Source organism: Streptomyces sp. R818 (assembly GCF_056172735.1).
The window spans coordinates 898,971-919,386 of the sequence record NZ_JAOCNE010000003.1 but is presented as its reverse complement, the minus strand read 5'-3'; the positions used below and the strand labels follow the sequence as shown (position 1 = coordinate 919,386).

Below are 20,416 nucleotides of genomic sequence, written 5' to 3'. Positions count from 1 at the left end.
ACACGAGCAGACGCGTCCGCGGCTTTTCGGTGGCTGGTCGCGCAGTTCCCCGCGCCCCTGAGCGGGGTCTTAGCTGTCCAGCCCGATGGAGAAGGCGGCCTCCAGATCGTGCTGGGAATACGTGCGGAAAGCCACATGCGTATCCGTGCCCTCGACCCCGGGGATCTTGCTGATCTTGCCGGGGATCACTTCGGCAAGATCATCATGCCGGGCCACCCGAACCATGGCGATCAAGTCGTACGTGCCGGTGACGGAGAAGACCTCGCTGACGGAGTCGAGCGCCGCGATCGACTCGGCGATCTCGGGGATCCGGTCCACGCTGGTCTTGATGAGCACGATCGCGGTGATCACGGCTGGCTGTCTCCCTCGGTGGCCGTGGCTGGGGCAACCTTCACCTTAGCCGGGCCCCGATACCGCCCCCACGCGTAGAGGAACCCGAGCGAGAACCCGATGAGGTGGGCGAGGTAGGCGACCCCGGGCCCCTGGCTGTCCTGGTAGGCGGCGGCCCATTGCAGCGCGACCCAGAACGGCAGGACCACCCACGCCGGGAAGCGCAGCGGCAGGAAGAGGAGGAAGGGGAAGACGCTCGTCACGCGCGCGTCGGGGAAGAGGTACAAGAACGCGCCGAGCACCGCCGAGATCGCCCCGGACGCGCCGACCAGGGTCTGTTCGGAGCCCGCGTGCGCGATCGCGTACCCGAGGAGTGCCAGGTAGCCGCTGACCAGGTAGAAGAGCAGGTACGGCAGATGGCCCATGCGCTCCTCGACCATCGCCCCGAACACGTAGAGGAAGAGCATGTTGCCGAGCAGGTGCACCCAGCTGCCGTGCACGAACAGGGCTGTGGCCGGGGTGAGGGCGGCCCGGGGTGATCCGGTGAAGAGTTCGGCGGGCAGGACGCCCCAGCGTTCGAAGTAGGCGGCCTGCGCGGTGAGCAGATGGTCGCCGGTGCCGTAGGACGGGTTGAGCCCCGACGACGGGGAGAGCACGAAGGTCACGCAGCAGACGGCGATGAGCGCGTACGTGACCGGGGCCGGATGTCCTCTGAGGAAAGCGGTCGCTCTGCCGATCACGCCGCGTCCGTTGCCGATCATGAAGGAGAGCATGACGCAAGGCGGGGAGCGGGCGGTGCACGGCAGGCCGTAGGGTTACGGGCAATAAAGCCAAGCATCACGCACCACGGAGGCGACAGTCCGATGACGGTTCCCCTGCCGACCGCCACCACCCGCTGGCGCTGCACGCTCTGCGGCAACCTGACGCGGTTCGACGTGACCCGCTCCTCACAGGTCGTGGAGTACGTGCACCTGGACCTGGCCGGTGAGCCGAAGGTCGAGGAGCGCGACGTGGTCAGTGAGACGATCGAGTCGGTCCGCTGCCGCTGGTGCAACGCGGTCGACCAGGTGGAACTCGTGGACAGGCCGGGCGCCGACTCCTGAACGGAGCGGCCCACAGCGACTTTGGGGTGACGGATGGTGGAGAGCACGGGCGGGGAGGCCGGGCACGCCGAGCAGCCTGCCGCCGAGGTGCTCGACCGGCCGTTGCCCGAGGGCGTCCGGCGGCGGGTCGTGCAGATCGTCTCGGACGGCTTCGGCGGTCTCACGGTCGGTGAACTCCCGCCGCAGCTCCGGCAGTACGCGCGCTTCACCCCGACCCGGCGGATGAAGTTCGCCGGGAACGCGATGGCCGCGGCCGTGGAGAGTGAGACGCTCTTCCGGCAGCGGATCGCCGAGCGGTTCCGCGAGGCCCAGCCCGAGTTGTGCCAGGCGCTCGACGCCGGGTCGCCGCCGCCCGCCGCCGACCCGCTGGACGTGGCCGCGGCCGCGTACGTGCTGCGCCCCGTCGGCTGGGTGAAGCTGGTCGCCGCCGCAGGCGAGGAGGCCCAGCGGGCCGACGCCGAGCGGATCGACGAGGAGACCCGGGCCGAGCTCAAGGCCCTGCGCGACCGGCTCGCCGAGGCGCAGGCGAGCACCAAGGCCGAGACGGAGCGGCTGCGCGCCGAGCTGGACGCCGCCAAGCGCGAGACCGACGCCGTGCACCGCAAGCTGCGGGCCGCGCTCAGCGACGTCAAGCGCGGCGAGGCCGCCGTGCGCAAGGCGCAGGCCGAGACCGACGCCGTACGGGCCGAGAGCCAGGCGCAGGTCTCCGCCGCCGAGAGCGAGACGCGGCGGCTCAAGGCGCGGCTCGGCGAGGCCGAGGCGAACCTGGAGGCGTCGCGCCGGGCGGCCCGCGAAGGGCGCAGCGTCGAGGACATGCGCGTACGGCTGCTCCTCGACACCGTTCTGGAGGCCGCTCAGGGGCTGCGCAGGGAGCTGGCGCTGCCGCCCGTCTCCGCGCGGCCCGCCGACTCCGTGGACGCCGTCGAGCCGGGCCGGATGACGCCGAAGGACATCGCGGCGCGGGCGCTGCACGAGCACGACCCGGCCATCCTCGACCAGTTGCTGGCGCTGCCGCAGGCCCACCTCGTGGTCGACGGGTACAACGTGACCAAGACCGGCTATCCCACGATGCCGCTGGAGAAGCAGCGGCTGCGGCTTCTCGGCTCCCTGTCCCAGCTCGCCGCCCAGACCGGCGCCGAGGTGACCTGTGTCTTCGACGGGGCCGAGCTGGCCGCGCCCGTGCTGCTCGCGCCGCCGCGCGGGGTGCGGGTGCTGTTCTCCAAGGCGGGCGTCACGGCTGACGAATTGATTCGCCAGCTCGTGCGCGCCGAGCCGCCGGGCCGGCCCGTGATCGTGGCCTCCACGGACCGCGAGGTCGCCGACGGCGTCGCGAAGGCGGGCGCGCGTCCGGTTGCGTCCGTCATGCTCCTGAAGCGGCTCTCGCGCGGTTGACGTGCTTGGCGCCCTCGCGTCCCATACGTGTCACCCGTAACTTCCGTGCTCTATGCCCGGATTGGTGAAACCTTTGCGCAACCGAGCGTCAAAACGACATCACTGCACGTGAGTTGTGTGGAAAAGAACTCAGCGAGCGACCGAGATTTTGCTCGTCAGGATTTGAACTGATCACAAGAACATCACTAGGGTCAGGCCTCGAACCTCCGCTCGGGTGATCACTCACATGAGGTGTGTGACGGCGGAGGGGCACCGCCCACCGGGGGTTCGTGGGCGGCTGGAGGAAGAAGGAGCTCGCCTCCGTGGCGTCCCACCGTCGACCCAAGCAGCCGAGCCGCACCCGCGTGACCGTGCTCACCGCGACCGCCGCCGCTGCCGTGGCACTCACTTCGCAGGCGGCCAACGCCGCTCCGAAGGCCGACAAGGCCGAGGTCAAGGCCAAGGTCGACAAGCTCTACGAAGAGGCGGAGAAGGCCACCGACCTCTACAACGGGGCCAAGGAGAAGCAGCAGAAGCTCGAGAAGGAGATCGGCGAGCTCCAGGACAAGGTCGCCCGCGGCCAGGAGGACCTCAACGAGCTGCGCACGGGCATCGGCACGATGGCCAGCGAGCAGTACCGCTCCGGCGGCATCGACCCCTCCCTCCAGCTCTTCCTCTCCTCCGACCCGGACGACTACCTCGACAAGGCGTCCACGATCGACTCGCTCAGCGCCCAGCAGCTGCAGTCGCTCAAGAAGGTCCAGGACAAGCAGCGCACCCTCGCCCAGGAGCGCGCCGAGGCGTCCGAGAAGCTCAAGGACCTCGCCGACACCCGTACGGAGCTCGGCAAGAAGAAGAAGGAAGTCCAGAGCAAGCTCGGCGCCGCGCAGAAGCTGCTCAACACCCTGACCGCCCAGGAGCGGCAGAAGATGGCCGAGGACGACGCCCGCGCCAGCCGCAGCGCCTCCAGCCGCGTCGACCTCGGCAACGAGGTGCCCGCCTCCCAGCGCGGCGCCGCCGCCCTCAGCGCCGCCGCCACCCAGATCGGCAAGCCGTACGTGTCCGGCGGCACGGGCCCCAACTCGTACGACTGCTCGGGCCTCACGCAGTGGGCGTACAACCAGGCCGGTGTCGGTATCACCCGCACCACCTACACCCAGCAGAACGACGGTCCCAAGATCGGCATGAGCCAGCTCAAGCCGGGCGACCTCGTTTTCTTCAACAGCCTCGCGCACGTGGGCCTGTACGCGGGCAACGGCCAGGTGCTGCACGCCCCGCACCCGGGCGCCGTCGTCCGCTACGAGTCGATGAGCACGATCGGCTCGTTCCAGTTCGGCGTCCGCATCTGACCTTCTTGTCGGCCCACGCCGACGCCACCTGAAAACGCGCCCGTTCGGGCGAATTCAGGTTCCCTCCGCTGACCCCGCGCCCCGCCCATGACCTGCGTCATAGGCGGGGCGTCGGGTTGTGCGCCCCCGAACGGCCGTTGGCCGCCCGGTGATCGCGCGGCTACTGTCGGCGCGCATTCCCCGATCCACGGGGATCGCGAGCGTGTCGCCAGGGGCGTCCGCGCTCCGACCGCGCTCATCAGCGCTTTCGCCAGCGGAAGGGAGACGGCTGCCTGTGGGGTCCCATCGCCGCACCGCGCACCCCGGTCCTGCGGGTCCCGAGCGGAGCACCCGCGCCACTGTCCTGACCGTGGCCGCCGCCTCGGCCGCCGCCGCCCTCGGCGCGGTCCCCGCGGACGCCGCGCCGCAGGACCGGCCGGCCGGCACCAAGGCCGAGGTGGACCGCCTGTACGAGCAGGCGGAGAACGCCACCGAGGCGTTCAACAAGGCCGACGAGCGGGCCGACAAGCTCCACGCCGAACTGGCCCGTACGCAGGACCAGGTGGCCCGGGGCCAGGAGCGGATCAGCAGGATGCGGCACGCGCTCGGCATGGTCGCCGGGGCCCAGTACCGCTCGGGCGGCATGGACCCCTCGCTCGCCCTGATGTTCTCCTCCGACCCGGAGTCCTACCTGGAGCGGGCCAGCGCCATCGACCGGATCAGCGCCCGTCAGGCCGGTGACCTGGCCGAACTGCAGGGCGCGCAGCGCGAACTGGCCCAGAAGCGCGCCGAGGCCGGGCGTCAGCTGGCCCAGCTGGTCGAGAGCCGCAAGTCGGTGGCGAAGCACAAGCGGACCGTCGAGTCGAAGCTGGCCAAGGCGCGGCGGGTGCTCAACTCGATGAAGGACGACGACCGCGCCGCGTACGAGCGGGCCTCGCGCGGCGGCGACCGGCCCGACCTGGCGGGCGCGGGACCGGCCTCCTCGTCCCGCGCCGCGGCCGCGCTCGCCGCCGCCCAGTCCGCGCTCGGCAAGCCCTACATCTGGGGCGCCAACGGCCCCACCGGCTTCGACTGTTCGGGCCTGATGCAGTGGTCGTACGGGCAGGCCGGGGTCGGCCTGCCGCGCACCTCGCAGGCCCAGCGGTACGCCGGGCAGCAGGTGCCGCTCTCCGCGGCGCGCCCCGGCGATCTCGTCGCCTACGGCTCCGACGCCCACCACATCGCCATCTACGCGGGCAACGGCCAGGTCATCCACGCGCCCTACCCGGGCGCCCCCGTGCGCTACGACCCCGTGGGCATGATGCCGGTCTCCTCGGTCACCCGGGTCTGAATCGCGCCGCGCCGGGTCCGCCCCGCACGCCGTACGATCGGGAAGATGGCTGGTCGACGGCGTGCGGTGAGCAGGGCGGGGTGGTTCGTGACCCTCGGCGCCCTGCTCGCCGGGCTGGCCGGATGCGGTGCGGACCCCGCGCCCACGGACACCCGTACGGCCGCCGTGCAGCAGGTCCTGGACCGCAGGGCCGCCGCCGTCCTGGCGAAGGACTCCGCCGCGTACCGGGCGACCGGGGGCGCCGACCCGTACCTGCTGCTCGACCTGGCCGCGGTCCCGCTGGACTCCTGGACGTACAAGCTCACGCGGCTCGACGGGTCGGGGGCGCGGGTCAGCGCCTCGGCCGAGCTGCGCTACCGCGTCGGCGGGTACGACAAGGCGCCGGTCGTCGCCGACCGGACGCTGACCCTGACGCGCGAGGACGGCCGCTGGCGCGTCGTGGACGACGAGCCCGCCGAGAAGTCCGGGCAGCAGCTGTGGGAGCAGGGGAGGGTCACGGCCGTGAAGGGCGCGCACAGCCTCGTGCTCGGCGTCGGCCAGCAGCGGTCGGTCCTCGCCTCCTACGCCGGACTCGCCGACGACGCCGTGCCCGCGGTGACCGACGCCTGGGGGACCGGCTGGGCCCGCAAGGTCGTCGTCCTGGTCCCCAAGAGCCTTGAGGGCATGGGCGGGCTCCTCGGCTCGCCCGCCTCCGCCTACCAGGGCATCGCCGCGGTCACCACGGGCGAGGCGGGCGGCTCGGGAAGCGCCCCCGCGGACCGGGTGATCATCAACCCGGAGGCGTACGGCGTCCTCGGCGCCTTCGGCAAGCAGGTCGTCCTCACCCACGAGACCGCGCACGTGGCGACCCGCGCCGTGACCTCACCGGCGACGCCGCTGTGGCTGTCGGAGGGGTACGCGGACTGGACGGGCTACCGCTCCACCGGCCGCACCGCCGGACAGGCCGCGCCCGAGCTCCAGCGGGCCGTGCAGGAGGGCACACCGCCCGCCACGCTGCCCGAGGACGCCGACTTCGGGTTCAGCGGCGACTCCAGCAAGCTCGCGCAGGCCTACGAGTCCGGGTGGCTGGCCTGCCGGATGATCGCGGAGCGGTGGGGCGAGGCGAAGCTCAACGCCTTCTACCGCGCGGTCGGCGAGCGCGAGCAGCGGGCGGGCGCGGTGGACGGCGCCCTCCAGAACGTTCTCGGCATCGACGAGCAGGACTTCGTGGCGCGCTGGCGGACGTATGTACGGACGCAGTTGGCAGCCTAGGCGCCGAGTTTCCTCAGGAGGACGGGGAGGCGGACGTCGCGTCGCCGAGGCCGGCGCGGGACGGCTGAGGCGGGAGAGCCGGGTGGGCGGCCCGGCGGGGTTCGGTCACCGTCGCGCGCCACAGGCGGTGGCAGGCGGTCAGGGTGGCGGCGACGAGCAGGCCGTTGCGGACGAGGAGGAGCGTGACGCCCAGGGCGTCGCTGGCCACCACGTGCGCGAACCAGATCGGGAACTCCAGGAACGTCACCAGCGTCGCGGCGAGCACGAGCCACACCGGCAGCGCCATCCGGCTGTCGCGGAACAGCAGGCACACCGCCGCGAGAGCGACCAGCCACAGCATGTACTGCGGGCTGATCACCCGGCTCGTCGTCGTGAAGAGGAGCACCGCCGTCAGCGCCGCGTCCGCGAGCGTCGCCGGCTGCCAGGACCGCGCCCGCAGCCGCCACAGCACCAGCCAGGCGCACGCGGCCACGGTCAGCGCCTGCGCGAGCGCGCTCACCACGTCCACGTACGGGCCGAGGAACTCGACCGAGCCGTAGTTCAGCTGCACCGTCCCCGACCAGCCGAACCACCGCGCCACATGGAACACGAGCGAGCCGAGCGACTCGACCTCCGTGCCCCGGTCCCGCTGGAACGTCAGGAACGCGAAGGCGCCCGGCATGGCGACGGCGAACGCCACCGCGAGCCCGCCCGCCGTCAGCGCCGCCGCGCCCCACGCCTCCCGGGTCGCCCGGCCGCGCCGGACGCCGAGCAGCAGCAGCGCGGGCCACACCTTCAGCATCGCGCCGACCGCCGCCACGACACCGGCCGCCTTCGGATGCCGGGCCGCCGCGAGCAGCGCCGCGACCGCGACGGCGGCGACCATCACGTCGTAGCGCGCGTACACCGTCTGCCCGAGCAGCGGCAGGCCCGCCACCCACACCCACAGGCCCCGCCGGTCCATGCCGCGCCGCTCGGTGACGTGCAGCAGCATCAGGAGGACCGCCGCGTCCGCGAGGAACGCCAGGAGGAAGAAGGCCGAGGGGTAGGCGAGGAACGGCAGCAGCGCGGGGGAGAGGATCGCGACCGCGGCGGCCGGCGGGTACTGCCAAGTGACGTCGTCAAGGGGGAACGTCCCCGTGCGCAGGACGTCGTACCAGCCCTGGTAGATGACGGACACGTCGCTCGTCACGTCCGGGCCCGGCACGACCACGACCTTGAAGACGCACAGCAGCAACAGCGTCCTGGTCAGCGCCCAGGCGACGAGGGCCGCCGCGGAATTTCGCGTCTTCATTCGAACCATCATGCCGGGCGGAACTGTGCGGAGGCCATGGAGCGGGACGGCGTGGCGTGCGCGCGGGGGCCGTTCGGTACTGTCGGCGGCGATGCACCACAACAAGACGCTCGTCGTCACCAATGACTTCCCGCCCCGGCCCGGCGGCATCCAGGCGTTCCTGCACAACATGGCGCTGCGCCTCGACCCCGAGCGGCTCGTCGTCTACGCGTCCACGTGGAAGCGGGGCCGGGAGGGGGCCGAGGCGACCGCCGCGTTCGACGCGGAGCAGCCGTTCACCGTCGTACGCGACCGTACGACGATGCTGCTGCCGACGCCGCGTGTGACGCGGCGCGCGGTCGGTCTGCTGCGGGAGCACGGCTGTACGTCGGTGTGGTTCGGGGCCGCCGCGCCGCTCGGCCTCATGGCGCCCGCCCTGCGCCGGGCGGGGGCGCGGCGGATCGTCGCGACGACGCACGGGCACGAGGCGGGGTGGGCGCAACTGCCCGCTTCCCGCGGGCTGTTGCGGCGGATCGGGGAGTCCACCGACACGATCACCTACCTCGGGGAGTACACGCGGTCGCGGATCGCGGCGGCGCTGACGTCCGCGGCGGCCGGGCGGATGGTGCAACTGCCTCCCGGCGTCGACGAGAAGACGTTCCACCCGGGGTCCGGTGGGGACGAGGTGCGGGCGCGGCTCGGGCTCTCGGAGCGGCCGGTCGTCGTGTGTGTGTCGCGGCTCGTGCCGCGCAAGGGGCAGGACACGCTGATCCTCGCGATGCCGCGGATTCTGGCCGCTGTGCCGGATGCGGTGCTCTTGATCGTGGGCGGGGGGCCGTACGAGAAGGAGCTGCGGGAGCTCGTGGAGTCGACCGGGGTCGCGGACTCCGTGCGGTTCACGGGGGCGGTGCCGTGGGCGGAGCTGCCCGCGCATTACGGGGCCGGTGACGTGTTCGCCATGCCGTGCCGGACGCGGCGTGGGGGGCTGGACGTGGAGGGGCTCGGGATCGTCTACCTGGAGGCGTCCGCCACGGGGCTGCCCGTGGTCGCCGGGGACTCCGGGGGCGCGCCCGATGCGGTTCTGGACGGGGAGACGGGGTGGGTCGTGCGCGGGGGTGTGCCTGAGGAGGCGGCGGACCGGATTGTGGCGCTGCTGTCGGATGCGGAGTTGCGCGGGCGCATGGGGGCGCGGGGGCGGGCGTGGGTGGAGGAGCGGTGGCGGTGGGATCTGCTGGCGGAGAGGTTGCGGGGGCTGTTGTAACGCTCCCGGGCGCGCCGCCGTCGTGGCTGGTCGCGCCGTTCCCCGCGCCCCTGGAATGCGCACTTCGTGCGGCATTCCTCCCGTCTTACGGGTCCCGTCTTACGGGTGCGGGTCTCGTCGTGGCTGGGCGCGCAGTTCCCCGCGCCCCTGGAGCATGCGGCTCCGCCGCAGCCCCAGGGGCGCTGAGATGGCGCACGCAGTGCGCATCTCGGGGGCGCGGGGAACTGCGCGACCAACCACGACGAGAGCGGTGGCCGCTCGGCGGGCGGAGTCGCCCACGGCGCGTGGGCGGCTACCCGGTCACCCCCGGTAGATCGCCTCGATCTCGTCCGCGTAGTCCTTTGCCACAACGTTTCGCTTCAGCTTCAGCGAGGGGGTCAGATGGCCCGAGTCCTCGGTGAACTGCGTGCCCAGGATGCGGAACTTGCGGACCGACTCCGCCTTGGACACCGCCGCGTTGCCGTCGTCGACCGCCGTCTGGATCGCGGCCAGCAGATCCGCGTCGTGCTGGAGGGAGGCCACGGAGGAATCCGCCGGTTTGTCGTGGTCCGTGGCCCACTTGCCGAGGAACTCCTCGTCGATGGTGACGAGGGCGCCGACGAACGGCCGCCCGTCCCCGACGACCATGCACTCCGCGACCAGCGCATGCGCCCGGATCCGGTCCTCGATGACCGCCGGGGCGACGTTCTTGCCGCCCGCCGTGACGATGAGCTCCTTCTTGCGCCCGGTGATCCGGAGGTACCCGTCCTCGTCGAGCGTGCCGATGTCACCGGTGTGGAACCAGCCGTCGGCGAGGGCCTCCTCCGTGGCGCCCTCGTTGTTCCAGTACCCGGTGAACAGGTGCTCGCCGTGGAGCAGGACCTCGCCGTCGTCGGCGATGCGGATGACGGACCCCGGCAGCGGCTGCCCGACCGTGCCGATCTTCTGCCGGTCCCACGGGTTGAAGGCGGTCGCGGCGCAGGACTCGGTGAGGCCGTAGCCCTCCAGGACCGTGAAGCCGATGCCGCGGAAGAAGTGGCCGAGCCGCTCGCCCAGCGGGGCGCCGCCCGAGATCGCGTACTCGCCGCGCCCGCCGAGCACCGCGCGCAGCTTGCTGTAGACCAGTTTGTCGAACGTCTTGTATTTGAGCTTCAGCGTGAAGGACGGGCCCTTCGGGGTGTCAAGGGCCCGGCTGTACTCGATCGCCGTGTCCGCGGCCTTGTCGAAGATCTTGCCCTTGCCGTCGGCCTGCGACTTGGCCCGCGCCGAGTTGTAGACCTTCTCGAAGACGCGCGGCACACCGAGGATCAGGGTCGGACGGAACGCCGCCAGCTCGTCGGTGAGGTTCTTGATGTCCGGCGCGTGCCCGAGCTTGATCGGCGCCATCAGCGACGCCACCTCGACGAGCCGCCCGAAGACGTGCGCGACCGGGAGGAAGAGGAGCACCGAGCACTCGCCCGTACGGAACAGGGGCTTCAGGCGCTCCACGACATTGCCGCACTCGGCGAAGAAGCTGCGGTGGGTGAGCACGCAGCCCTTGGGGCGGCCCGTGGTGCCGGAGGTGTAGACGATCGTGGCCGGGTCGTCCGCCTTCGCGACGCCGCTGCGCTCCTCCACGGTCGCGTCGGAGACCTCGGCCCCGTCGCGGCGCAGCTCGTCGACGCCGCCGCCCTCGATCTGCCAGACGTGCCGCAGCTCCGGCAGGCGTCCGCGTACGGAGTCGACGGACGCGGCGTGCGCCGGGGACTCGACGACGATCGCGACGGCGCCGGAGTCGCCGAGGATCCACTGGATCTGCTCGGCCGAGCTGGTCTCGTACACGGGGACGGTGATCGCGCCCGCGCTCCAGATCGCGAAGTCGAGCAGCGTCCACTCGTAGCGCGTACGGGACATCAGGGCGACCCGGTCGCCCGCCTGGACGCCCGCGGCGATCAGGCCCTTCGCGGCGGCCCGCACATCGGCGAGGAACTCGACGGCGGTGACGTCCTGCCAGGCGCCGCCGACCTTGCGGCCGATGACGGCGACGTCCGGATGCTGCGCGGCGTTTCTGCGGACGATATCGGTCAGATTGCCGTCCGCAGGGACCTCGTACAAAGCCGGAAGGCTGAACTCGCGCAAGACTGCTGCTCCTCATAAGGCGCCGGCGCCACGACTCTGTGCGATGCGTCGGTGCGGTCCAAGATCGGGCAGGTGCTCAGTGCCTCACCTGAAGACGCCGACAGACTGATCGGTCGGTCTGACGACTCGTTGATTGAACTGAGCACGACTGGACTGCCCGGACGTTACCCACCAGTACTGCTTTTTCGGTAGGGGGTCCGAGCCAGATGTTCGCTGCGTCACACGTCACGGCGGTGCTCAGCGCAGACTAGTCCACGTGTCCGACGACTCGGAAGTAACCGCAGGTCCGGGCCTTGTGATCACATCCGCCCACCCACTTTCGAGTGGTCCGCCCATCGTCCTAGGGTGATCACATGCGCGTTCATGTGGTCAGCGATGTGCACGGAAACTCCACCGACCTCGCACGGGCGGGAGACGGCGCCGACGCCGTCGTCTGCCTCGGTGACCTGGTCCTCTTCCTCGACTACGCCGATCACTCGCGCGGCATCTTCCCCGACTTGTTCGGCGAGGCGAACGCCGACCGGCTCGTAGAGCTGCGCACCGCCCGCCGCTTCGAGGAGGCCCGCGCCCTCGGGGCCGAACTGTGGGCGGGCATCGACCGGCGCCCCGCCATCGAGAAAGCGGTCCGCAAGCAGTACACGGAGATGTTCGCCGCGTTCCCCACCCCGACGTACGCCACCTACGGCAATGTCGACATGCCGCAGCTGTGGAGTGAGTACGCGGGCCCGGGCACGACCGTGCTCGACGGGGAGCGGGTGGAGATCGGCGGCTGGGTCTTCGGATTCGTCGGCGGCGGCCTGCGCACCCCGATGCGCACCCCGTACGAGATCTCCGACGAGGAGTACGCCGCCAAGATCGAGGCCGTCGGGGAGGTGGACGTGCTCTGCACCCACATCCCGCCGGAGGTGCCGGAACTGGTGTACGACACGGTCGCGCGGCGGTTCGAGCGCGGCAGCCGGGCCGTCCTGGAGGCCATCCGCAGGACCAAGCCGCGCTACTCGCTGTTCGGCCACGTCCACCAGCCGCTCGTCCGGCGCATGCGGATCGGCTCCACGGAGTGCGTCAATGTCGGCCACTTCGCGCGTACGGGGCGGCCCTGGGCCCTGGAGTGGTGACGGCGGGGCCTTCCCCGCGCGATAACCTGCACTGCACCGCACCTGTGCGAGACACACGCCCGCACGCCGGACCGCATCTGGAGGAGCCACCGCGATGGCGGAACACACCAGCTCGAGCATCACGATCGAGGCGGCGCCGGCCGATGTCATGAGGGTCATCGCCGACTTCGCCCGCTACCCGGACTGGACCGGCGAGGTGAAGGAGTCCGAGGTCCTCGCGACGGACGAGGCCGGGCGCGCCGAGCAGGTCCGCCTCGTGATGGACGCCGGGGCGATCAAGGACGACCAGACGCTGAGGTACACCTGGGCCGGTGAGAACGAGGTGTCCTGGACGCTCGTGAAGTCCCAGATGCTGCGGTCGCTCGACGGGTCGTACGTGCTGAAGCCCGCCGGGGGCGGGACCGAGGTCACGTACTCGCTCACCGTCGACGTCAAGATCCCGATGCTCGGAATGATCAAGCGCAAGGCGGAGAAGGTCATCATCGACCGGGCGCTGGCCGGGCTGAAGAAGCGGGTGGAGTCGGGCGGGCCGGCGTAGGTCTGCGGCGGGTTCGCTGATTCCGTGCGGGCCGGCTGCGGTTCGGGTGCGCGGTTCCTCGCGCCCCTGGGTGGGCTGACGCCCAGGTAGATTCAGGGGTCATGCGCACCCTTCTCGTGACCGGGCCCGGTGGTTCCGGGTGTACCACCGTTGCCGTGGCCACCGCCCTGGAGGGCGCTCGCGGGGGGTTGCGTACGCGGTTGATCAGCGGGGACGACCTGCCGGGGCAGGACCTGCCCGGCGTCACCGTCACCCGGCTCGTCCCCTCCGAACGGTTCCGTGAGGACCTGCTCGCTCTCCAGCAGCGGGCCGGGTCCGCGCTCGATCTGCTCGGGGCCGCCAAGCTGGACGCCGACGAACTGACCCCGCTGCCCGGCAGCGAGGAACTCGCGCTGCTGCGCGCCCTGCGGGACAGCGCCGACGGCGACCATGACCTGGTCGTCGTCGACATGCCCGCCGCCCCGCGCGCCGTCGCCGCGCTCGCCCTGCCCGAACAGCTGCGCCGCTACCTGCGCCGCCTCCTGCCCGCGGAGCGCCAGGCGGCCCGCGCCCTGCGCCCCGTCCTCGGACGGCTCGCCGGGGTGCCGATGCCGACGGAGGGTCTTTACGAGGCCGCCGCCCGCTGGGACGCGGAGCTCGCCGCCGCGCAGGCCGTGATCGACGCCGCCACCACCTCCGTCCGCCTGGTCGCCGAACCCACCCTCGCCGCCGCCGAGACCCTGCGTGCCACCGGCACCGGGCTCGCCCTGCTCGGGCTGCGCACCGAGGCGCTGCTCGCCAACCGGATGCTGCCCGACGGGTCCACCGACCCGTGGCTGGCCGACGCCGCCGCCCGGCAGCGCAAGATCGCCGGCCAGTGGCCGGGCGCGTACGAGATACCTCACCTCGGTCACGACCCCGGCGGCCCGGCCGACCTCGACGCCCTCGACGTGCCGCCCCCGGGCGCCCCCGGCCCCCGTGGCCCCTGGCCCGTGGAGGATCGCATCGCCGGTGACGGGGTGCTTGTGTGGCGGATTCCGCTGCCGGGCGCCGTGCGTGAGGAGCTGACGCTGATCCGGCGCGGGGACGAGATCGTCGTCGGCGCGGGAGCGTTCCGCCGTATCGTTCCGCTGCCCTCGGCGCTGCGCCGCTGCACCGTCGCGGGGGCCGGGCTCGTCGACGGGGAGCTGCGCGTGCGGTTCGCACCCGACCCGGATCTGTGGCCGCGCGACCGGTGAACGGCCCGCACCCGTTCGGGTACCGTCGACGGTGTCAGCGTTTCCGTCACGTCTTCGCTTGCCGCAGGAGTCAGCCGTCATGAGCGACGCCACCGAGCAGTCCGCACCCCGGGTCGACGCCGACGCCTGGGAGCAGGCCTGCGCCGAGGATCTCGCGGCGGAGAAGGCCCGCCGCAAGGCCGAGTACGGGGCGCCGCCCGGCTCGGCCGCCGAGGAGCTGCGCAAGCTCGTCGACGCGGTCACCGACAAGCTGTCCGGGATACAGGCCCCGTTCCTGGGCGCCGTCGCGCAAGGCACCGCCGAGCAGGTCGCCCGGCAGTTCGTCCGTCAGGCCCGCTCCGTCGTCGAGCCCGTCATCGAGCGCAACTCCGACGTCTTCGACCATCTGGCCGCCGCCGGGTCCGAGCTGCTCGCCGCGTACCGCTCCGCCGTCGAGACGCAGGAGCGCCGCTGGACGCAGGGGACCCAGGGGACGCGGACGCCGCAGGGGCCCGAGGACGCGAAGGGCCCGCAGGCCCCGCGGAAGCCCACGGAAGAAGGCCCCGGCGGCGAGCACATCGACCTCGACTGAACACCGCTCAGGTACGGTGGGCCCTAGCGGGGCTCGACCGAACTGAGGGATTCATGGGACTCACCATCGGCGTCGATATCGGCGGCACGAAGATCGCGGCCGGCGTGGTCGACGAGGAGGGCAACATCCTCTCCACGTTCAAGGTGCCGACGCCTTCCACGCCTGACGGGATCGTGGACGCGATCGCCTCGGCCGTGGAAGGTGCCAGGGCCGGGCACGAGATCGTGGGCGTGGGCATCGGCGCCGCCGGCTACGTCAACCGTCAGCGCTCCACCGTGTACTTCGCGCCGAACATCGACTGGCGCCAGGAGCCGCTGAAGGCGAAGGTCGAGGAGCGCGTCGGCCTGCCCGTCGTCGTGGAGAACGACGCGAACGCGGCGGCCTGGGGCGAATACAAGTTCGGGGCCGGCAAGGGCCACCGCAACGTCATCTGCATCACCCTCGGCACCGGCCTCGGCGGCGGCATCATCATCGGCAACAAGCTGCGCCGCGGTCACTTCGGCGTCGCCGCCGAGTTCGGCCACATCCGCATGGTGCCGGACGGTCTGCTGTGCGGCTGCGGCTCGCAGGGCTGCTGGGAGCAGTACGCCTCCGGGCGCGCCCTCGTCCGCTACGCGAAGCAGCGGGCGAACGCGACGCCGGAGCGGGCGGAGTACCTGCTCTCGCTCGGCGACGGCACCCCCGACAACATCGAGGGCAAGCACATCTCCACGGCCGCCCGCGAGGGCGACCCGGTGGCCGTCGACTCCTACCGCGAGCTGGCCCGCTGGGCCGGTGCGGGCCTCGCCGACCTCGCCTCGCTCTTCGACCCCTCGGCGTTCATCGTCGGCGGCGGCCTGTCGGACGAGGGCGAGCTGGTCCTCGACCCGATCCGCAAGAGCTACAAGCGCTGGCTCGTCGGCGGGAACTGGCGCCCGGTGGCCGACGTCATCGCCGCCCAGCTCGGCAACAAGGCGGGCATGGTCGGCGCCGCCGACCTGGCGCGGGAGCCCGATCCCGTCATGTGACACCCCGCACGACCGTGTGCACGGCCTTTTGGTGCCCGTCGTTCCCTCCGGGGACGGCGGGCACCGGCGTATCTTGATCTTCATGGACTCCGGCACGCTGCCCAACTCCCGGACCGAACCCGACGGTTCGGCCGTCATCCGCGTCCTCAGCTACAACATCCGCTCGATGCGCGACAGCCCCGTCGCCCTGGCCCGCGTCATGAAGGCGTGCGCGCCCGACCTGGTCCTCATCCAGGAGGCGCCGCGCTTCTTCCGCTGGCGCAAGCAGCTCGCCGGGCTCGCCCGCGCCTCCGACCTGGTGTACCTCTCCGGCGGCGGCAGTGCGGCGGGCCCGGCCCTGCTGTGCTCGCTGCGGGCCACCGTGGAGCGCACGGAGGACGTGCTGCTTCCGCTCACCCCCGGACTGCACCGGCGCGGCTTCGCCACCGCCGTCGTCCGGTTCGGGGGCGCCAGGATCGGCGTCGTCAGCTGCCATCTGAGCCTGTCGAAGGAGGAGCGGTACGCGCAGGGCGGGCTGCTGCTCGACCGCGTCGAGGCGATGCGGGACGCGGGCGTCGAGCACGTCGTCGCGGGCGGCGACCTCAACGAGCGCCCCGACGGACGCACCTTCCGGCGCCTCGCCGCCGCCCTGAACGACGCCTGGGCCACCCGGCCCTGGGGGCGCGAGTACACCTCGACCCCGGCCGACCCCCATCAGCGGATCGACGCGATCCTCGCCACCAAGGGCATCGAGGTGCTCGGCTGCGGGGTGCCCGCGGACCTGCCCGAGGACGAGCTGAGGGCGGCCACGGACCATCTGCCGGTCCTGGCCGCCCTCAGAGTTCCGGCGGTCGTCTGATCTCAGACCACGGCCCCACGGCCCGGGTCGTCGTCCTCGTCGTCGTCCGACTGCATCCGCGCGACCAGGGTGGCGAAGCCGCCCAGGAAGCCGCCGATGCAGAGGGTCGCCAGCCACCACGTCATCGACCAGCCGAGCAGCACCGAGAGGAGCAGCAGCACCGGGCCGCCGACCACGGCCAGCCAGGCGAACCGGGCCGTCACGTCCGTCTCCGGGAGCGGTGGCGGCTCCGGCGGTACGAAGTGGCCCTCGTCGTCCGCGTCGAAGTCGCCGTCGGACGGCTCCGCCGGGGTGTGGTCGCGGGGGCCCGGCATGGCGCCGCCGACGCCGGGGGCGAAGGAGACCGAGGAGCCGAGCGGGCCCTTGGCGTCGCCCGCGTCCTTGCGGTCCTTGCCTGCCTTCAGGTCCTTCTTCGGACGTCCGTCCGCCTCGTCCTCGGCCGCCGTGCCGGGGGCCGCCGACGGGGTCGTGTTCGTGTCGGGCTCCAGGAGCGCCAGGTCCTCCACCGACTTGAACGGCTTCGCGCCCGGCGGGTCCGGCGGCTCCTCCCCGTACCCCGCGACGATCTGCGCCCACACGGCGTCCTCGTCGAGCGGGAACGCGCTCTGCTCCTCCTCGGCCCGCCCGGACTGCCCGGACTCCCCGGCCGTCTCGCTCTCCTGCCCCTTGCCGCCGTCCTGGCTGCCGGGGCTGCCCGAGTCATCCGCGCTGTCCGCGCTGTCTGGGCTCCCCGGCTCCCGCCGCTCCTGCTCAGCCACTGCTGGCCGTCCCTTCCGCGCCCTCGCCGGGCCCGCTCACGCCCTCGCTGGGGATCTTGCCGACACTGGGGGCGAGCCGGGCGATGAAGGCATGGCTCTCCTCGAAGATCCGGTCCGCGTCATGGTCCAACGTCGCGACGTGGTAGCTCTGTTCCAGCACGATCTCCGTGACGTCCCTGGAGGAGACGCGGCTCAGCACGCGCGCGGAGTCGGCGGGCGGCACCACATGGTCCACCCGGCTGTGCAGCAGCAGCAACGGCTGGGTCACCTGCGGCAGTTCACGGTCCACGACCTGGAAGAAGCGGCGCAGCTGGTGCGCGGAGTGCAGCGGCACCCGGCTGTAGCCCAGCTCGTGCGAGCCCTCCTTGGCGATGTCGTCGACGACGCCCTTGATCGAGGGGACGAGGTGCCGAAGCACCGGGAGGGCGTGCGCGCCGAGCCCGTGCACCTTGTTGCCCGGATTGACCACGGCCACGCCCGCCACCTGGTCGCCGTGGCGGGCCGCGAGGCGCAGCGCGAGCGCGCCGCCCATCGACAGGCCCGCGACGAACACCTGTGAGCAGCGCTCCGTGAGGTCGCGCAGGGCGCGGTCCACCTCCGCGTACCAGTCCTGCCAGCCGGTGACCGCCATGTCCTCCCAGCGCGTGCCGTGGCCCGGAAGGAGCGGGAGCGAGACGGTGAGGCCCCGCCCGGCCAGGTGTTCGGCCCAGGGGCGGAGTGACTGGGGTGATCCGGTGAAACCGTGACAGAGGAGGACGCCGACCTCGCCGCCGTCATGGCGGTACGGCTCGGCTCCGGGAAGGACCGGCACCTTCGGTCTCCAGTTCGTGAAATGCGTGGAAGCAAGGGAAAGAGGTGCTCCTCACCGTACGCGACCGGACTGACACCGACCAGGGTCGTCGGGCCCCCGGGCGGCCCCGCGGGTTAAGGTCTGAACCTCGGACGAGGGAAGGCAGTGGGTTGATCTACGGCGCAATGAAGGTGGCCATCGGGGGGCCGCTGAAGCTCGGTTTCCGGCCGTGGGTGGAGGGCATCGAGAACATCCCCGCCGAGGGGGCAGCGATCCTCGCCAGCAACCACCTCTCGTTCTCCGACTCGTTCTTCCTGCCGGCGATGCTCGACCGCAAGGTCACGTTCATCGCCAAGGCCGAGTACTTCACCACGCCCGGCGTGAAGGGCAAGCTGACGGCCGCCTTCTTCAAGGGCGTCGGCCAGCTGCCCGTGGACCGCTCGGGGTCGCGCGGAGCCGGCGAGGCCGCGGTCAAGAGCGGCCTCGAGGTCCTGGCGCGCGGTGAGCTGTTCGGTATCTACCCCGAGGGCACACGCTCGCCCGACGGCCGCCTCTACCGGGGCAAGCCGGGCGGCCTCGCGCGCGTGGCGCTGGCCAGCGGTGCGCCGGTCATCCCCGTCGCCATGATCGACACGGAGAAGATCCAGCCGCCGGGCAAGGTGATGCCGAAGTTCATGCGCCCCGGCATCCGCATCGGCAAGCCGCTCGACTTCACCCGCTACCAGGGGATGGAGGGCGACCGTTTCGTGCTGCGGGCCGTGACCGACGAGGTCATGTACGAAATCATGAAGCTTTCCGGCCAGGAGTACGTCGACATGTACGCGACGGCCGCGAAGCGGCAGATCGCGGAGGCCGCGAAGGCCGAGAAGGAAGCACAGAAGGAAGCGCAGAAAGAAGCGCACAAGGATGCGCAGAACGATGCGCACAAGGATGCGCAGAAGGAGCGGGGCGGCGCGTAGCCGCTCGCCGTTCGAGCGGTGCACGGGGGGCAGGGATCATGGGGAGCACGGTCAGGCGCGAACGGGTCGTACGGATGTCGGTGGAGCAGCCGCTGTGGCGCGCCCTGCTCGGCTACCGCGTCCTCACCATGCTGTACGCGATCGGCCTCTTCGCCAGCGCGTACGAGGTGTACGAGCGGCCCTGGGTCGCCGTCGGCTACCTCGCCGTCATGGCCGTGTGGACCCTCGCGACGCTGCCGCAGGTGTCGGGCGCCGGGCGCTGCACCAAGCGGTTCCTCGCCGCCGACCTGACGATCGCCGTCGCCGGCATCGTGCTCTCACCGGTCGCGGGCCACGAGCGGGCGGTCACCGGCGGCTCGACCCTGCCGTCGATATGGACGGCGGGCGCGGTGCTCGCCTGGGCGCTCAAGGGCGGCTGGCGCTGGGCGGCCTCGGCGTCCCTGCTCGTCGGCGTCGCCAATGTGGTCCAGCGCGGCGTCCTGAGCCGCAGCACCCTGCACAACGTGCTGCTCGTCTGCATCGCGTCCATCGCCATCGGCTACGTGGTCGAGGTGGCCCGCGCCTCCGAGCGCACCCTCGCCCGTGCCCTGGAGATAGAGGCGGCGACACGGGAGCGGGAGCGCCTCGCCCGCGACATCCACGACGGCGTCCTCCAGGTGCTCGCCATGGTGCAGCGGCGCGGCAACGCCCTGGGCGGCGAGGCCGCCGAGATCGGCCGGATGGCGGGCGAGCAGGAGGTCGCCCTGCGCACCCTGGTCGCCGGCGGTCTGGCCCCGGCCTCCCGCGCCTCCGAGGACGCCGCGCGAGGAGCCGTCGTCCGTACGGTGTACGAACCCGAGCGGGCCGGGGACGACGGCGGCGCCGACGCCGGGGAGCCGCGTGACCTGCGGCCCCTGCTCGCCGGGCACGCGGGTGCCCGCGTCACCTTCTCCGAGCCGGGCGCCCCGGTCCTGATGCGGCCCGCCGCCGCCCGCGAACTGGCCGCCGCCGTCAGTGCCGCGCTGGACAATGTGCGGCTCCACGCGGGCGCGGACGCGAACGCGTGGATCCTCGTCGAGGACGACCCGGACGCGGTGATCGTGACCGTACGGGACGACGGGCCCGGCATTCCGGAGGGGCGGCTCGCCCAGGCCGAGGGCGAGGGGCGGCTCGGTGTCGCCCTGTCCATCCGCGGCAGGCTGCGGGACATCGGCGGCTCCGCCGAGCTGATCTCGGTACCGGGACAGGGCACGGAGGTCGAGCTGACCGTGCCGAAGAAGAAGTGACCAGCAGCGAGCAGTAGTGAGCAGTGGTGAGCAGT

20 protein-coding genes are annotated in these 20,416 nt (G+C 72.1%); 14 read left to right on the top strand and 6 right to left on the bottom strand.

The genetic code is table 11. The features are described from left to right. Window positions 1–69: 69 nt before the first annotated feature. Together N5I75_RS09305 and N5I75_RS09300 are read right to left on the bottom strand one after the other, a co-directional pair. Window positions 70–351, bottom strand: coding sequence for an Lrp/AsnC family transcriptional regulator (locus tag N5I75_RS09305; RefSeq protein ID WP_394434833.1), 282 nt, complete (start codon window positions 349–351; stop codon window positions 70–72). Then, entirely contained in the window at window positions 348–1,091 is a 744-nt protein-coding gene (locus tag N5I75_RS09300; protein WP_476676163.1) for a rhomboid family intramembrane serine protease, read from the bottom strand. Before N5I75_RS09300 ends, N5I75_RS09305 begins: the two co-directional genes overlap by 4 nt. Window positions 1,092–1,193: 102 nt before the next feature. On the opposite strand from N5I75_RS09300, the gene N5I75_RS09295 reads away from it, so the two are divergent. The 5 genes from N5I75_RS09295 to N5I75_RS09275 all read left to right on the top strand — a co-directional run bounded on the left by N5I75_RS09295 (window position 1,194) and on the right by N5I75_RS09275 (window position 6,713). Continuing rightward, window positions 1,194–1,433, top strand: coding sequence for a hypothetical protein (locus N5I75_RS09295; RefSeq protein WP_361081491.1), 240 nt, complete (start codon window positions 1,194–1,196; stop codon window positions 1,431–1,433). Between the two features lie 33 nt (window positions 1,434–1,466). Continuing rightward, the gene (locus N5I75_RS09290) at window positions 1,467–2,825 is read left to right on the top strand and encodes an NYN domain-containing protein (RefSeq protein ID WP_476676161.1); all 1,359 of its coding nucleotides are present in this window, start codon (window positions 1,467–1,469) and stop codon (window positions 2,823–2,825) included. A gap of 302 nt (window positions 2,826–3,127) precedes the next feature. After that, complete coding sequence (locus N5I75_RS09285; protein WP_476676159.1) at window positions 3,128–4,153, top strand: C40 family peptidase; 1,026 nt, start codon at window positions 3,128–3,130, stop codon at window positions 4,151–4,153. A gap of 274 nt (window positions 4,154–4,427) precedes the next feature. Beyond that, window positions 4,428–5,462: a C40 family peptidase gene (locus tag N5I75_RS09280; protein ID WP_476676157.1), complete on the top strand. Its 1,035-nt coding sequence runs from the start codon at window positions 4,428–4,430 to the stop codon at window positions 5,460–5,462. A gap of 45 nt (window positions 5,463–5,507) precedes the next feature. Next, window positions 5,508–6,713, top strand: coding sequence for a hypothetical protein (locus N5I75_RS09275; RefSeq protein WP_476676155.1), 1,206 nt, complete (start codon window positions 5,508–5,510; stop codon window positions 6,711–6,713). Window positions 6,714–6,726: 13 nt separating this feature from the next. Here the strand turns inward: N5I75_RS09275 and N5I75_RS09270 are convergent, their stop codons facing one another. Then, window positions 6,727–7,986: a glycosyltransferase 87 family protein gene (locus N5I75_RS09270; RefSeq protein ID WP_476676153.1), complete on the bottom strand. Its 1,260-nt coding sequence runs from the start codon at window positions 7,984–7,986 to the stop codon at window positions 6,727–6,729. 91 nt (window positions 7,987–8,077) lie between these two features. Here N5I75_RS09270 and N5I75_RS09265 point away from each other — a divergent pair, with 91 nt between their 5' ends. Beyond that, window positions 8,078–9,226 (top strand): glycosyltransferase family 4 protein, encoded by a 1,149-nt coding sequence (locus N5I75_RS09265; RefSeq protein WP_476676151.1) that lies wholly within the window; start codon window positions 8,078–8,080, stop codon window positions 9,224–9,226. Window positions 9,227–9,526: 300 nt separating this feature from the next. Here the strand turns inward: N5I75_RS09265 and N5I75_RS09260 are convergent, their stop codons facing one another. After that, window positions 9,527–11,323, bottom strand: a complete 1,797-nt coding sequence (locus tag N5I75_RS09260) for an AMP-dependent synthetase/ligase (RefSeq protein WP_476676149.1) — start codon at window positions 11,321–11,323, stop codon at window positions 9,527–9,529. Window positions 11,324–11,676: 353 nt separating this feature from the next. Between N5I75_RS09260 and N5I75_RS09255 the strand changes: the two genes are divergently transcribed. The 6 genes from N5I75_RS09255 to N5I75_RS09230 all read left to right on the top strand — a co-directional run bounded on the left by N5I75_RS09255 (window position 11,677) and on the right by N5I75_RS09230 (window position 16,609). After that, a complete protein-coding gene (locus tag N5I75_RS09255; protein WP_476676147.1) occupies window positions 11,677–12,438 on the top strand; it encodes a metallophosphoesterase family protein in 762 nt (253 codons plus the stop codon). Between the two features lie 94 nt (window positions 12,439–12,532). After that, window positions 12,533–12,976 (top strand): SRPBCC family protein, encoded by a 444-nt coding sequence (locus tag N5I75_RS09250; RefSeq protein ID WP_476676145.1) that lies wholly within the window; start codon window positions 12,533–12,535, stop codon window positions 12,974–12,976. A 101-nt stretch (window positions 12,977–13,077) separates the two neighbouring features. Next, the gene (locus N5I75_RS09245; RefSeq protein WP_476676143.1) at window positions 13,078–14,193 is read left to right on the top strand and encodes an ArsA family ATPase; all 1,116 of its coding nucleotides are present in this window, start codon (window positions 13,078–13,080) and stop codon (window positions 14,191–14,193) included. A gap of 79 nt (window positions 14,194–14,272) precedes the next feature. Beyond that, window positions 14,273–14,764 (top strand): DUF5304 domain-containing protein, encoded by a 492-nt coding sequence (locus N5I75_RS09240; RefSeq protein WP_476676141.1) that lies wholly within the window; start codon window positions 14,273–14,275, stop codon window positions 14,762–14,764. 53 nt (window positions 14,765–14,817) lie between these two features. After that, window positions 14,818–15,771, top strand: coding sequence for an ROK family glucokinase (locus N5I75_RS09235; RefSeq protein WP_476676139.1), 954 nt, complete (start codon window positions 14,818–14,820; stop codon window positions 15,769–15,771). A gap of 82 nt (window positions 15,772–15,853) precedes the next feature. Then, entirely contained in the window at window positions 15,854–16,609 is a 756-nt protein-coding gene (locus N5I75_RS09230) for an endonuclease/exonuclease/phosphatase family protein (protein ID WP_476676138.1), read from the top strand. 2 nt (window positions 16,610–16,611) lie between these two features. On the opposite strand, the gene N5I75_RS09225 is transcribed toward N5I75_RS09230, so the two are convergent. Beyond that, entirely contained in the window at window positions 16,612–17,367 is a 756-nt protein-coding gene (locus N5I75_RS09225; RefSeq protein WP_476676136.1) for a hypothetical protein, read from the bottom strand. Next, window positions 17,360–18,178: an alpha/beta hydrolase gene (locus tag N5I75_RS09220; RefSeq protein WP_476676135.1), complete on the bottom strand. Its 819-nt coding sequence runs from the start codon at window positions 18,176–18,178 to the stop codon at window positions 17,360–17,362. The genes N5I75_RS09225 and N5I75_RS09220 overlap by 8 nt, the downstream gene beginning before the upstream one ends. A 149-nt stretch (window positions 18,179–18,327) precedes the next feature. Between N5I75_RS09220 and N5I75_RS09215 the strand changes: the two genes are divergently transcribed. Together N5I75_RS09215 and macS are read left to right on the top strand one after the other, a co-directional pair. Beyond that, complete coding sequence (locus N5I75_RS09215) at window positions 18,328–19,116, top strand: lysophospholipid acyltransferase family protein (RefSeq protein WP_476676997.1); 789 nt, start codon at window positions 18,328–18,330, stop codon at window positions 19,114–19,116. A 38-nt stretch (window positions 19,117–19,154) separates the two neighbouring features. Continuing rightward, complete coding sequence (gene macS / locus N5I75_RS09210) at window positions 19,155–20,381, top strand: MacS family sensor histidine kinase (protein ID WP_476676133.1); 1,227 nt, start codon at window positions 19,155–19,157, stop codon at window positions 20,379–20,381. The last annotated feature ends 35 nt before the right edge of the window (window positions 20,382–20,416 follow it).